Origin of the sequence: Antiquaquibacter oligotrophicus (assembly GCF_020535405.1) — a bacterium.
Lineage (GTDB): Bacteria > Actinomycetota > Actinomycetes > Actinomycetales > Microbacteriaceae > Rhodoglobus > Rhodoglobus oligotrophicus.
In genome coordinates this window covers 997,277-1,010,616 of record NZ_CP085036.1, presented here as the reverse complement: position 1 = coordinate 1,010,616, position 13,340 = coordinate 997,277, and the positions used below count along the sequence as shown (strand labels likewise).

Here is a 13,340-nt window from a genome sequence, read left to right as displayed (position 1 = left end):
GGTGCCGCATGACCGTGCATCCGCCAACCCAGCGCGAGCTCGGGTTCGCCACCCGTCAGCTCCATGGCGGGATCGCGCCCTCCGTCGCCGAACCGCGCCCGCGGGCCACACCGATCTACCTCACGGCCGGTTTCGTCCACGAGGACTTCGACCAGGCCGCCGATCACTTCGCAACGGGGGACGGGTACTCCTACACTCGCGTCGCCAATCCCACGGCGGAGGCCGTCGAGCGGCGCGTTGCCGAACTCGAGCGCGGCGCGGAGGCACTGCTCGTCGGAAGCGGGCAGGCCGCGCTCGCCGTCACGCTTCTCGGCCTTCTCAGTACGGGTGATCACGTGCTCGCGAGTGCGAGCCTCTACGAGGGTTCGCGAGGTTTCCTCCTCGAGAACCTCCCACAACTCGGCATCGAGACGAGTTTCGTGACCGAAGCGAACGATGAGGCGGTGTGGGAGCGCGCCGTGCGCGACAACACGAGAGCGCTGTTCGTCGAGTCGATACCGAACCCGAAAAACGACATCACCGACCTCGCCGTCATCGCCCGTGTTGCGCATCGACACGGCATCCCGCTCATCGTCGACAACACCCTCGCGACACCGTATCTGCTGCGTCCGATCGAGCACGGGGCCGACATCGTCATCCATTCGGCAAGCAAGTTCCTCGCCGGCCACGGTTCTGTGCTCGGCGGGCTCATCGTTGACAACGGCACGTTCGACGTCGAGCGCTCAGGCGCTCTGTTTCCGCAGCTCACGCGCCCCGGCCGGTTGGGTGGTCCGAGTTTCGCCGAGCGGACCGGCGGTCGGGCACGCATCGCCTACTTGCGCGAGGTTGCCGCATTGCGCTTTGGGCCGACGGCATCCCCCATCAACGCCTTCCTCATCAATCAGGGCATCGAGACACTCTCCCTGCGGGTCACGCGCCAATCCGCCAACGCCCTCGGCGTTGCCCGCTGGCTCGAACAGCAGCCGGAGGTGCATTCCGTCGACTACTCGGGGCTCGAGTCGAGCCCTTTCCACGGCCTCGCCCGGCAGTACCTCCCCGACGGACAAGGGTCGGTGTTCTCGTTCACGCTCGCTGGAGGAATCGACGCAGCACGTCGATTCGTGAATGCTCTCGAGGTCTTCACGCACATGACTCACCTCGGCGACGTGCGTTCGCTCATCCTCCATCCCACGACGACGAGCCACACCCTCCGTTCCGCCGACGAACTCAGTCAGGCGGGAATCTGGCCGGGCACTTTGCGCGTCTCGATCGGCATCGAGGACCTGCCCGACCTCATCGATGACCTCGAACGCGGCCTCGGGGCCGTCCGGACCGCCGGATGACCCGGCAGCAGCACTTCGGGTGGTTTCTCGCCCGCGGCTTTGGCCCGCATGGCTGGGGTCACCCGTATCTCGACTGGAACTACCGCTGGACGTCGCCCGGCCTCTACCAACAGTCGGTGCGCGATCTCGAGCAGGCGGGTCTCGACCTGCTCATCATCGAGGATGCACCCTCCCTCGGCAGCGCGTCGACGATCGATCTCCGTGTGCGCCAAGCCTTCGGCGGGCCTAAGCACGACCCCCTCCTGCTCGCCCCCTACCTGTTCGCCGCGACCCAGCACTTAGGTATCGTGCCCACCGTCAACCCCGCGGCCTACCTCCCGTATACGGCGGCGCGCCAGTTCGCGACGCTGCAGCACCTGAGCGGCCACCGCTTGGGTCTCAACGTCGTCACCGACACGGGTAGCGCTCGACACTTCGGTTCGGCTCCCGTGCTCGCCCACGATGCGGCATACGACCGCGCCGAGGAGTGGCTGGGCGGGATCCGTGACTTGTGGCGCAGCTGGGATGATGGCGCTCTCATTGCCGACCCGACCCCCACCGCCGATCGCCCGCAGGGGCGCTACGCCGACGGCACAAAGCTCCGGGCCCTGCGACATCGTGGGGAATACTTCGAGTTCGACGGACCCCTCAACGCCCTGCCGTTCACCGAGGGTGAGCCGGTGATCGTCTCGCCCGGAGGCTCTGGCCGAGGGCTCGGCTTCGCCGGCGCCAACTCCGACGTGCAGCTGGCACTCGCGCCACTCGACGCCGCGAGCATCCGGAACTACCGCGCGCGCATCCACGCCGCTGCCCTCGAGCGAGGACGGAATCCCGCCGACGTCACCGTGCTCTTCGCGATTCAACCGGTGCTCGTCGGCAGTGCAGAGGAAGCGGACCGTCTGGTGGCGGCGTCCGCGAACCCGGATGACGCGACGGTGCTGACTATCGCCGAGCGGCAATCGAGCGACCTCGAGACTGACCTCACGTCGCTCGACTTCGACGCGCCGCTCGATCTCGGCGTCTTCGGCGATCACGTCTCGCGTGGCAGCATCGCGCGACTCGTCGGATCGCACGACGTGGAGACGACCCCACTCCGAGTGCTACTCGCGTCTATGGCGCGTCTCGGGCGACTCAGCGACGGCAGCGGTTTTGTCGGCACCGCATCGGAGCTCGCCGACCTCATCGAAGACCTCGGCGAGAACGCCGACAACGACGGGGTGCTCTTCTGGGGCGACCTGCACCCCGTGACCGTGCACCGGATGCTCGACGAACTGGTGCCGATCCTGCGTCGCCGCGGAATCCTGCGCACCGAGTACAACCCGGGCGGTCTGCGCGCCAATCTTCGCGACTTCTAACCGGACGCGATGGTGTGAGTGCGTCCCCGAACACAAGAGGGGGCGGTAGTCCGTGATCTACCGCCCCCTCTTGTTGCTAGTGCTCTAGCGTTCCGCCCGTCAGCAGGCGGTCAACGCGAACACCTCCGGCGACAGCGAGTTCTCGCCACCGAGGAGGGTCACGTTCGTGACACCGAGCGCGTCCAGGTCCGCGAGCACACCAGCGGTGACGCACGAACCCGGGACCACGTACATCGGCGCCCCCTGTGCTGCGGCCCACGCCGAGCCGGCCAGCGCGTCCGGGAAGTTCAACCCGGTCGCGATGAATGCCCGATCTGCCTCGTCGAACGCGTCCATGTTGATGGCGCGAGCCGCCTCATAGCGGTCGGCGCCACCGAGACGTGTTGCCTCGGCGATGGAGTTGATGCCGTCGAAGAGGGCCGGGGTCACCGTCGCCGGGCCCCCGAGCACGCGAGTGCTCGTGGTGCCGAGGCTTTCGAGCAGCGCCGTGGTCGCGTCATCCAGAGCCGTTGCGGAGCCGCGCACCAGGATCACCGGTGCATCCTTCGACCCTGCGGCACCGCCAGCGGCCAGTGCGTCGGGGAACTTTTCACCCGTCGCGACATAGACCAGAGGAACAGTGTCACCGAAGGCGTACTCGGCAACGTTTCGGGAGACCTCGTACCGATCAGCACCTGCAATCCGCACCGCTTCGTCGGCCATCGACGACAGGGCGGTGAAGGTCTGGGCGCTGACCGAGTTCACTCCGCCGACCACAACGATCTTCGCCGGGTCGAGTCGAGCGATCTCGTCGGCAACCGCCGACGGTACGGCGTTCGGCTGCACCAGAAGGAGAGGACCACCCTCGTGAGCGGCAGCCGGACCGGCCGACAGCGCATCGGGGTAGTTCTCGCCGTTGGCCACGTACACGACCGGAGCCGTGTCGGGGTAGGCGCCGTGTGAGATGTTCACCGCGACGTCGTAGCGCGTGGCGCCAGCTACGCGGTCGACGACCACCTCGGTCGGCTCCTCGCCACCGACGAGTTCGAGCGTCAGGAGGTCGGGGTTGATGAACCCCGTGTCTCCGGGCGCGACGTAGTACTCGACGGTGTTCGCACCTTCGTTGAGGTCGAGCGTGTGGAGGAAGTCCGACCACACGTTCCACGCGGAGGTGGTGGGTAGTTCGATCTGCACGGGGTCGCCGTCATTGACTCGCACGCTCACCGTGCGTGTTGTCGGGTTCGATCCGTACGGGCCCGCGGCGTAGCGCAGCGTCGCGTTGTACTCGCCCTCGTCAGCAACGAAGAGGTTGAGCCTCACACCATCGCCGGGGGCGAGAAGCAGATCGACGAAGCCCGTGCCCGAGTATCCGGAATGCTCCGTTGCCACGCCTGCCCCTCCGCTGCGCACACCCTGCTCCGCTTCGTACACGAGCGACGGCTCGGGCTCCGGAGCGACGGCAGGCTCGATGAACTCGAGCGAGATGTCCCGGTACTTCACGGGGTTGCTGTGATCCTGAAGCATGATGCCTCCGGTTGCCGGGCCCTCCTGCTCGCCGAGGGTGGTGGAGCCGAAGACCTCGATGTTGTCGTGGATCTTCTGTCCGTTCCACCACGCGGTGACGCGCGGGTTCGAGACCTTTGTCGCCCCCTCCCACCGCGCGGCGGTGAACTCGATCACGTAGTTCTGCCACGTGCCGGGCTCGGCCGCCGCATTCACGTCCGGGGCCTTCTGGAGGTAGATCGAGCCCGCGTCATTGGTTTGCAGCGGGTCGATGCCGAACGAGTCGAGCACCTGCATTTCGTAGCGCTCCTGCAGGTACACGCCGCTGTTGGCGCGGTCCTGTCCCGTGACTTCCGGTGGGAGCACCGGGAGCCAGAAGTCCAGATCCAGTCGGAAGTCCCTGAACCCCTCGAGCGTGCGGATGTTTCCGCCGGAGACGCGCATCGTGTCATCCTCGAGCACCCAGTTCGCCGCGCTCCCGTTCGTGTTCTGCCAGTTGGCCAGACCATTTCCGTCGAACAGGGCGATCGGCTCGCCGTGCGGTCGAACACTCAGCAGATCGAGGTTCACAGAACCCGTATCACCGGCCTCTACCCGGTATTCGACGGTGTTCACGCCCTCCTCGAGCTCGACGGTGATGCGCTCGGTGGCCCACTTCGCCCAGTTCGCAACGGTGCTGGGGAACGCGATGTCTCCAGCCTCGGTGTCATTGATGTACACGCTGCCCGTTGCGGGTGCCGAACTCATCGACGCGCCATTCGCATAGCGGAACGCGAGGTCGTACTCACCCGCCTCTTCCACGAGGATGTCGAGGGAGACCGACGAGTTCGCGTCCAAACCGTTCACGTAACCGGTTCCCGTCGAGCCGCCGAACGCGTTCGCGTTTTGCGCGTTCGTCTTCGTACCGAGCTCCCACTGGTAGAACGTCTGAGCCACGGGCTCGGGGTCAGGGTCCGGGTCGGGGTCGACATCGGCCGCGACAAGCTGGATGCGGTCGAGGTTGATGAAGCCCGTGTCGCCCTGCACGTTGTGGAAGCGGATGATGTTCTCTCCCGCAGCGAGTGTGACGCGGAACGGCTCGGAATCGAGCCACGTGGACCATGCCGAGGCGGTCCCGAGAGTCAGTTGTGTTGCCGTCCCCTCGTTGATCGTTACATGCGTGGTTCGGCTGTCCGGGTTCTGTCCGTACTGGCCTGCACCGTAGCGCAGGGTCACGTCGTACTCGCCGGCGGTCGGCACCGTCACAGGGATATCGACGGCCGCGGTCGGGATATCGAAACCGTCAACAAACGCATCGCCGGAGAAGCCGGCGTGCTCCGTGTCGATGTCGGCACCACCCGAGAGCTGCCCGGTTTCCGCCTCAACGGTGATGACCTCAGCCTCGAGCAGCGTCAGGGCGACGTTGTCGAAGTTGATGTATCCCGTGTCAGCGCCCATCGCGCGGTACTCGATCACATTGGTTCCGGCGCTCAGCGTGACCTCGGTCGTCGAATCCGACCACGCGTTCCAGGCGAGCGTGTTCGGGAACGCCTGCTGCCCCATCGCCTCGTCGTTCACAAAGAGACTGGCGGTGCGTCCGTTGGTGTCGGGATGCGGCCCGGCCGCGTAGCGGGTTGCGAGCTGGTAGACCCCGCCCTTGTTCACGGTGACCTCGACCGAAGCGGTCGAGCCCGTGAAGAAGTTGTCGATGAATCCCGTGCCGGTGTATCCGGCGTGCTCCGTAGCGACTCCCGCGGAACCGGACTGCGTGCCATCCTCCATCTCGAAGATCGCGGTGGGCACAACGGGCGGCGGAACGTAGCCGGGAATCTCGTTGATCGTGTACCAGGCCTCCGTGCTCCAGAGGGTGTCACCGTCGACGGAGGAGAACGGGCGCGGTGAATGGATGTAGGCCACACGATCCTCGCGCAGACCCTCCACGTCGAACGACACCGTCTTCTTGTCCTCGGATACGACGACGTTGCTCGGCGTGAGATCCACGTGGTTGAGCTTCGGCCCGCCGTAGGCGTTCACCGGGGCGTAGCGCCACTGCTCGACCGCGTATGCGTCCTCGATGGTCGCGAGTGTCTCCTCGGAGATCGGCTTCGTATACGTGATCTCGAACCCGGACTCGGTGATCGTGACGTTGTGCATGTCGAAGTTGTCGTCGCCATTGGGGCTCAGCTTCTGGAGGCCGTACCGCAGTTTGTTGGCCTGCCCCCAGTTGCCGCCGGCACCGAGTCCGCCGAAGTAGATGTCGCCGTCCGGCCCCAGAATCGTGCGGTTGATGCCGCTCTCAAGACCCTGGGTGTGCCGGAACACGACACCCTGTTTCACGTCGTCAACAACCTGGGTCGAGACGCGCTGGAGGCCACCGTAGGTCACGTCACCGACGAGGAGCTGGCCGGCGAACGGACCATCCGTCAGCTCGACGGGCTGGCTTGTGGAGTTGCCGATCTCGTTCTGGGGGAACCAGACGATCGGTCGCACAACATCCTCGTTGTCGAAGGGCCCGGACGGGGTGTTGTAGTGGTTGTAGAAACCGCCCTCTTCGATTTCGATGAGTTTCGAGGCGGGGAGCCAGTCACCCTGGTTGTCCGCAACGAGAATCGTGCCATCGGAGGTCCACGTCATGCCGTTGGGCGTGCGAAGACCGCCAGCGACGTACTCGACCTCGCCCGTTGCCGCATTCACTTTGACGTGCGTGCCGCGGTTGTCGGCGGGCTGCGGGTTGGACGACGATCCGCCGCCGCCAATGCCCACCGAGAGGTTGAGGTAGAAGTACCCCTCGTCATAGAGAAGGCCGAAAGCAAACTCGTGATAGTTGCCGCCATACGGGAACGCGGCGACGGTGCGCTCGGCCCAGGTGCCGTCCGAGTCATCCGTCAGTTCGAGAAGTTGGTGCTTCTCGGTGACGTACACCTTGCCGTCGACAGCCGTGACACCCATCGGCTCGTTGAGGTTGTCGGCGATCAGCGTGCGAGTCACCTCTTCGGCATCGACGTCGTCTCCCACGACCCCGTCGAGAAGGTAGACCTGCCCGTGCCCGCCCTCGTTGCCGGCGTAGTTGGTGCCGCCCCAGGTCGACACGATGAGTTGCTCGCCGAGCCACGCGAGGCCCGTGACCTGCGGCTCCCACGCGTCGGCGCGCAGGTCGATGAGGTCGTACATCGGGTTGACGTCGTCGAGCGGCAAGCCATCGCCGGGAGAGTCTTCCGTGCCGACACAGGTCTTGATGCCGGGGGCGGTGACGTGTGCCATGGTCTCGTCGTCGTAGCTGTAGGCGCTCGCGGGGACAACGCTGAAGTTGCCGTCACCCGGCTTCATCCACTCGAGCTTGAGGTTCTGACCCCAGTAGTCCTCGTAGTGCTCCACGAGGATCGTGTGGAGACCGGCCTCGAGGGTCGCCGTGCCCTGCGTGCCGCCGCCGTTGGCGTTCGCGATGATCGTCTCGCCGCCGATCGAGAGTCGGCCGGAGTCATCCGCAGTCAGACGGAACGTGTAGTTGCCTGTCGTCGGGATCGTGATGTTGCCGAGCGCGTGCGCGATGAAGAAGTCGGTGAGTCCGAACTGAGCGTCGGATTGCCAGTCGACGTTGGTCATCACCTTGTCGACGTTGGGCGTCTGGCCGGGGGTCAGCTCGCAGAGGCCGCCGATGGACTGGCCCATGTTGAAGCCGCGGAGGATGATGCCGGGAGCTTGAGCCACGTCGGCCGTCGCCGAGGGAACAACGCCGGCGAAGAGCAGGGATCCGCTCAACGCCAAGGCCGCTGCGACCTTGGCTCGGAGACGCCACGAACGTTTCGTGTGTCGTTGTACTGGGGGAGTCATGGTGCTGTGGGTCCTTCCATTCGGTGCATCGTCGCGCCGGAAAGCTCGACAAGCTGTCGATGTGTTTCACGGGATGTTCGCGCTCTCACGCAGACGTCAGACGGGTGAGGGCGACCGCGCATCACGAGGACAGTCATGGTCCCTCCCGTCATTGGGTTGAAAAATCGATTTCTCCCACGTCCGCGTGCGAGCCATCCCGCGCAGCTTAAGGTGACAGTTTGTTGTCTGTCAACGCATTAATGCGAAAACATCAGATGTAAACTCGCGCCGAGTGCTACGCGATCTCCGAGATGCGGTAACGGGCGAAGTCACCCTCGCGGGGGAGGTGCGAGGTGACCAGCTCGCGCAATCGTTCCGAATCGGCGCCGTAGATTGCGAGCTCGGCGCCCGTGGGAAGGAACTGCCACGACCAGACGCGCCCCTCCGCGCCGAGACCAGCGCCGAGGAGGTCGAGGGCGTGATCGAGGGGTTCCGAGTGGTGGAGTTGCCGGGCATCCGTGCGTTCCGGAGTGACGATGCGCGGGAGGCTCACCGAGATGCCCTCCGCCATGCCGACAGGAATCGAACGCTTCGGCGGGGTGATGAGTTTGCTGCCGCGGGGAACACCGAGCGTGTTCAGTGCGCTCGCGAGTTCGACGAGGGATGCCTCGAGCTCCGGTTTCGGAACGACGACCTCGATGCCGCACCCGGTGACGCGGCCCTCCTTGTCCACGCCCGTGCCGCCGCCGGCCACCCGGAACTTCGGGATGGTGGGCAGAACGCGCTCGATGAGAGCATCCTCGAGGTCACCGCGGTGAATCGGCTGCAGGCGAGCGTTCAGTTGGATGAGCACCGTCGAGGTGCGGTCGAAGAAGCCCATGACTACTTGATGAGGTTGCTGTTCTCGGCCTGCGACTTGAGAAAGAGGTACTCCTCTTTCTCCTTCTTGCGCTGTTCGGGTGTTGTGCGCTTGCGGTACGGCAGCCACTTGGGTAGCTCGATGAAGCCCGTGATGAGTCCGAATCCCGCCATCGCGAAGAGGATGACGGGGATGGGGATCTGCTCGTCGGTGGTGAACAGCGACGGCAGCATGATGAGCGCCGCGACGAGGGCGCCCGTGCCGACCGCCAGCATCGGCAGGGGGTTGAACGGGGGCCGCTTCGGTGCACTCACGTGCCCATTGTCCCAGGGATGCCCGTTCCCCTCACCCTCGACCGGTTTTTCGCGCACTTTTCCGGAGCTTTTGGCCTCAAGTCACAGCAGTTACCCAAAATGGGGCGCTGCAGACCCAACCCTCCGGAAAAGAGCGCGCTGCGACCGGGGGTCAGAAGTCGGTGTGCGACTCGCGCTCGATGTCGAGCTCCGTCTCGTCGCTCGCCCAGGCCTGCAGGGTGAGGTCGAGCTGGCGACGCAGCCACGCCGCGTCGAGGGGGCCGGATGCTTCGAGGGTGGCGAGTTGGTGCATCCGCTCGTCCGCGGTGCCGGTGAGGTCGTCCATGGGGATCAGTATTGCGCGGCGGTGTGCGATTGCGCGAGTGTCACGTGGTTGCGGCGCGAGGGGAGCGCTTGCGTACCTCGCGCAGCACGATCTGCTCGGGACAGACGGTGGAAAGGAAGTCTCCGACGGAGAGAGCCAGACGATCGCCGACGAGCGAGTAGATGATGCGGTTGGCGTCGCGGCGTTCGGTGACGAGGCCCGCCTGGCGCAGCACCGACAGATGGCGGGAGATCGTCGGCCCGGAGGTATTGAATCGAGCGGCGATCTCGCCGGCAGCCATTTCACCGCCTTTGAGGTCTTGCAGAATCTGTCGACGCGTCGGGTGAGCGAGAGCGGAGAAGACGTCGCTTGCCGAATCTGCCATGTTTGCACTTTAGCACCATTGCTAGATACGCTCAGGAAAGTAGCAATTTAGCAAAATAGACAAGGACGCACACCATGCGCATCGCGATCACCGGAGGTACCGGATTTGTCGGCAGGCACCTTGCAGCTCGGCTCGACCCCGCCCAAACCGTAGTGATCTCGCGACGAACCGGGGTGGAGATCGATGACCCGGATGCCCTCGCCGCCGCCTTCGCCGGGTGCGACGTTGTCGTCCACGCTGCTGGCATCAACCGCCAGATCGGTGACCAAACCTTCGAACGTGTTCACGTGCGCGGCACGCGAGCCGTCGTCGAGGCCGCTCGACGTGCAGGAGTCGCGCGCATCATCATGGTCAGCTTTCTTCGCGCGCGGCCCGACTGTGGATCGCCGTACCACGAGACCAAGTGGGCGGCCGAGGAGATCATCCGAGAATCGGGTATTGCCCACACCATCCTCAAGGCGTCGATGATCTACGGGCCCGGCGACCACATGGTCGATCACGTCACTCGCGCTGTGCGCTCGTGGCCCGTGTTCGGCACCGTTGGCCTCGGGGGCCGCATGGTGCGGCCGATCCCCGTTGACGACTTTGTCGAGGTGATACTGGCGGCCGCAGAGGGTCGAATCGACGCGCCCACGGTCGCAGTGATGGGCGCCGAGGAGTTGCCGCTCGAGGAGGCGGTGCGTCGTGTGGCTGCCGTTGCGGGAAAGAAGCCGCTCTTCGTGCCGCTACCGGTGTGGGCGATACGGGTGCTCGCACAGGTCACAGAGTGGACGATGAAAGTCCCGCTCGTGGCGAAGGCGCAGGCCCGGATGCTCGGCGAAGGTGTGAGCGAGCCGCTGCCGTGGGCTCCCGAGCCTCCGGAAGGCGTGCGGCCGCGGCATCCGTTCAGCGAGGACAGCATTCGCGCTGCGCTCCCAGAGGAGGGCGCGTTCGGGTGGCACGACCTGCGGGTGGCGGGGTGCTTTGCGCGAGTCTTCCGAAAGGCCCGGAATGGCGGGCGGCAAAGTCGGACTTTCGGAGCGCTCGGCGCTAGTTGAGCGAGGTCAACGAGAGCCAGGTCGAGCCGCCTGAGAATGTACTACTCACGTAATACAAAATGTGCTAAACATGGGGTACAAAGTTAGGCGGTAGTGATGCCAGATTTACTCAGCGATCCGAATGCGATCATCAGTGCACTTTTCTCCCTGCCACTCTTCTCTTTCGTGATCGCCACAATCGTGACTGTGGTGATTACCAGGGTTCGCCGCTCTGACCGCTCCTTAATGCCGTTGACGTACTCGCGGGAGCTGAAGATGCTCGGCGCGGTCGCCGTCGCGGTGGTCGTGATCTTCGCGATCGAGAACATCGTGCGTGGTTATCTACTGTGCCTGGTGGGAATGTGCTTGGTCGACGTCGTCGACTGGTGGCGCTATCCGCTCCCTCTGCTCGCTGCTGCCCTCGGCCTCGGCGTTGTGCTGGTCTCGATCATGACAACCGGCACACGCACACCGGAGGAGCCGATGCTGCCGACATCCCGTCGTACGTGGGCGACCTTTGGGCCTCGGCGCGGTCTCGTGGTGGCCGGCGTAACTCTGGTGGGTCTTGCTGCGACAACCGTGGCAGCCGGGCTTGCCTCGTCGTCCGACGAGAATGGGCGGTTCATCTACCTAGAGCTTGTCGCCCCGAACACCACTCTTGAACCCGTGAGGCCGTGGTTCTACGGGTGGTCATACGGAGTTCCCGTCCTGGTGAGCGTCGCACTCCTTGGGCTCGTCACACTGGGGCTCCTCTCCCGCAACGCGGCTCGGCCGTATCTGCGCGCTGACACAGTCGCGTCGGAGCAAGGCGCGCGCACCACGGTCGCTGCGGCGGCAGTGCACGTTGCGACCGCGGCCGCGCTTCTTGCCCTCGCGGGCGCACTCCGGTTTATCGCCCGTGCAGGAAACCTCTCATCGGTCGCCGTTGGCAATAGCGAGCCTTATGAGATCGTGTGGAGGTACGCCGCGCTGGCGTCCGCGGCTGGCTGGGTCGCGCCCCTGCTCGAGGTGGCAGGCTTCACCCTCCTTCTGTTTGTCGGGGTGCGCTCGGCGAGAGCGGTCGCTCGCCCCGAGCGGGTGGCGGAGGCGGCATCCCCATGAACGAGTCCTCGGATGATGCGAGCTCCGCGCTCGGCATCTACCAACAGTTCCGCGGCCTGGTCGCCTCCGGGCAGCTCGGCGCGGGGGAGAGGCTCCCGACAGTTCGTCAAAGCGCGAGCGATCTCGGTGTCGCGCCGGGCACCGTCGCGAAGGCTTACAAAATGCTCGAGCGGGACGGGTTCGTGGAGACTCGCGTGGGCTCAGGCACGAGAGTCTCAGCATCTGCGGCAGTGCTCCCGGGTGCTGTGGTCGAGGCTATCCGCGAGTTGGTCACCCGAGGCAAAGCTTCTAGTGCCAGCGCCGAGGACGTTCTCACCGCGGTGCGAGCCATGTGGGCTCGGCGTTAGCGCAGCGCCGCGAGCAGCGCCGCCACGTCACTCTCGTCGTTGTAGAGGTGGAAGCTCACTCGCGCGCGGCCCGCACGCACGGCGGCACGGATGCCCGCTGCCGCGAGTCGCGCGGCGGCGTCGGGCACGTCGAGCGCGAGGATCGCCGAATCCGCCAGCGGCAGCCCCAAGTCGGAGCGCACCGAGTTCGCCAAACCGACGCAGTGGGCATGGACCGCGGCCGCGTCGAGGGAGGCCAGCCACGGCATCGCGATGCCGGCGCCCAGGAGGGTGAACCAGGCGGGTGAGGAGTCGAATCGCCGAGCATCCGGGGCCTGCAGGGAGGGGAGCTGGTAAGTGTTCGACCACGGCGTCTCGGAGGAGTACCACCCGGCAGAGTTGGCGGTGAGCTGGAGGTTGTCGCGCACCGACATCCACGCGGCGCCGCGCGGGGACAGCAACCACTTGTAACTGCCGCCCACGATGACGTCGGCCCACGCGACATCCAGCTGCATCCAGCCCATCGCCTGCGTGACGTCGAGGATCACCCGGGTCGAACCGAGTGATGAACGCAGCGCGGCGACATCGAGCACCCGTCCGTCCGACGACTGCACCAGACTCACCGCCACCGCATCGAACTCGCCGGCACGGCGCTCCAGTTCACCGGGTTCGAGGGCGGTCACCGTCACCCCCGGCTGCGCGTCGAACGGGGCGGTCACACTCGTGAACTCGCCCGTGAACGTCGCCACACGTGTGCCGTCGGGGAGCGCGGATGCGACGAGCCCCAGCAATTCGGACACGCTCCCGCCCATCGCCACCGACGCCGCATCAACTCCCGCCATCGCGGCGAACGCGCCCCGCGCCGCGGCAACCGACGCGTCGAACTCCATGGGCGCGAGGTCGCCGAGCTCCCACGCGCGGAGGGCACCCGTCACAGCTTCGGTGACGCGGCGGGAGGGGAGGCCGTACGTGGCCGAGTTGAGGAAGAGGGGAGCACCCTCGAACTGTTCGCCGTGAAACTCGCGCATCGTGCGAGGGTACGCCGCGGTATCCGTCCTGTCGCGGGCCAGTGAACGCAGGCTGGCCTCCGAGCCGCCAGACTTGACGC

At 65.8% G+C, this 13,340-nt stretch carries 11 protein-coding genes; 5 read left to right on the top strand and 6 right to left on the bottom strand.

Going from position 1 to position 13,340, the window contains the following annotated elements; translation table 11 throughout:
• Window positions 1-8: 8 nt before the first annotated feature.
• Both LH407_RS05000 and LH407_RS04995 read left to right on the top strand, forming a co-directional pair.
• Window positions 9-1,322 (top strand): O-acetylhomoserine aminocarboxypropyltransferase/cysteine synthase family protein, encoded by a 1,314-nt coding sequence (locus tag LH407_RS05000; RefSeq protein WP_322132391.1) that lies wholly within the window; start codon window positions 9-11, stop codon window positions 1,320-1,322.
• Complete coding sequence (locus tag LH407_RS04995; protein WP_322132392.1) at window positions 1,319-2,656, top strand: LLM class flavin-dependent oxidoreductase; 1,338 nt, start codon at window positions 1,319-1,321, stop codon at window positions 2,654-2,656. Before LH407_RS05000 ends, LH407_RS04995 begins: the two co-directional genes overlap by 4 nt.
• A 99-nt stretch (window positions 2,657-2,755) precedes the next feature.
• On the opposite strand, the gene LH407_RS04990 is transcribed toward LH407_RS04995, so the two are convergent.
• The 5 genes from LH407_RS04990 to LH407_RS04970 form a co-directional block, all read right to left on the bottom strand.
• Window positions 2,756-7,948, bottom strand: a complete 5,193-nt coding sequence (locus LH407_RS04990) for a cell wall-binding repeat-containing protein (protein ID WP_322132393.1) — start codon at window positions 7,946-7,948, stop codon at window positions 2,756-2,758.
• 274 nt (window positions 7,949-8,222) lie between these two features.
• Window positions 8,223-8,807 carry a hypothetical protein gene (locus tag LH407_RS04985; RefSeq protein ID WP_322132394.1) on the bottom strand — a complete coding sequence of 195 codons (585 nt, stop codon included), beginning with the start codon at window positions 8,805-8,807 and terminating at the stop codon, window positions 8,223-8,225.
• Window positions 8,808-8,809: 2 nt separating this feature from the next.
• A complete protein-coding gene (locus tag LH407_RS04980; RefSeq protein ID WP_322132395.1) occupies window positions 8,810-9,100 on the bottom strand; it encodes a hypothetical protein in 291 nt (96 codons plus the stop codon).
• 151 nt (window positions 9,101-9,251) lie between these two features.
• Window positions 9,252-9,425: a hypothetical protein gene (locus LH407_RS04975; RefSeq protein ID WP_322132396.1), complete on the bottom strand. Its 174-nt coding sequence runs from the start codon at window positions 9,423-9,425 to the stop codon at window positions 9,252-9,254.
• A 40-nt stretch (window positions 9,426-9,465) separates the two neighbouring features.
• Window positions 9,466-9,789, bottom strand: coding sequence for a metalloregulator ArsR/SmtB family transcription factor (locus tag LH407_RS04970; RefSeq protein ID WP_322132397.1), 324 nt, complete (start codon window positions 9,787-9,789; stop codon window positions 9,466-9,468).
• Between the two features lie 74 nt (window positions 9,790-9,863).
• Between LH407_RS04970 and LH407_RS04965 the strand changes: the two genes are divergently transcribed.
• From LH407_RS04965 to LH407_RS04955, 3 genes are all read left to right on the top strand, one after another.
• A complete protein-coding gene (locus LH407_RS04965; RefSeq protein WP_322132398.1) occupies window positions 9,864-10,826 on the top strand; it encodes an NAD-dependent epimerase/dehydratase family protein in 963 nt (320 codons plus the stop codon).
• 225 nt (window positions 10,827-11,051) lie between these two features.
• Window positions 11,052-11,906 carry a hypothetical protein gene (locus LH407_RS04960; protein WP_322132399.1) on the top strand — a complete coding sequence of 285 codons (855 nt, stop codon included), beginning with the start codon at window positions 11,052-11,054 and terminating at the stop codon, window positions 11,904-11,906.
• A complete protein-coding gene (locus tag LH407_RS04955) occupies window positions 11,903-12,253 on the top strand; it encodes a GntR family transcriptional regulator (RefSeq protein WP_322132400.1) in 351 nt (116 codons plus the stop codon). Before LH407_RS04960 ends, LH407_RS04955 begins: the two co-directional genes overlap by 4 nt.
• Here the strand turns inward: LH407_RS04955 and LH407_RS04950 are convergent.
• The gene (locus LH407_RS04950; RefSeq protein ID WP_322132401.1) at window positions 12,250-13,260 is read right to left on the bottom strand and encodes an aminotransferase class V-fold PLP-dependent enzyme; all 1,011 of its coding nucleotides are present in this window, start codon (window positions 13,258-13,260) and stop codon (window positions 12,250-12,252) included. The two genes, LH407_RS04955 and LH407_RS04950, sit on opposite strands and share 4 nt — an antisense overlap.
• Window positions 13,261-13,340 lie beyond the last annotated feature (80 nt).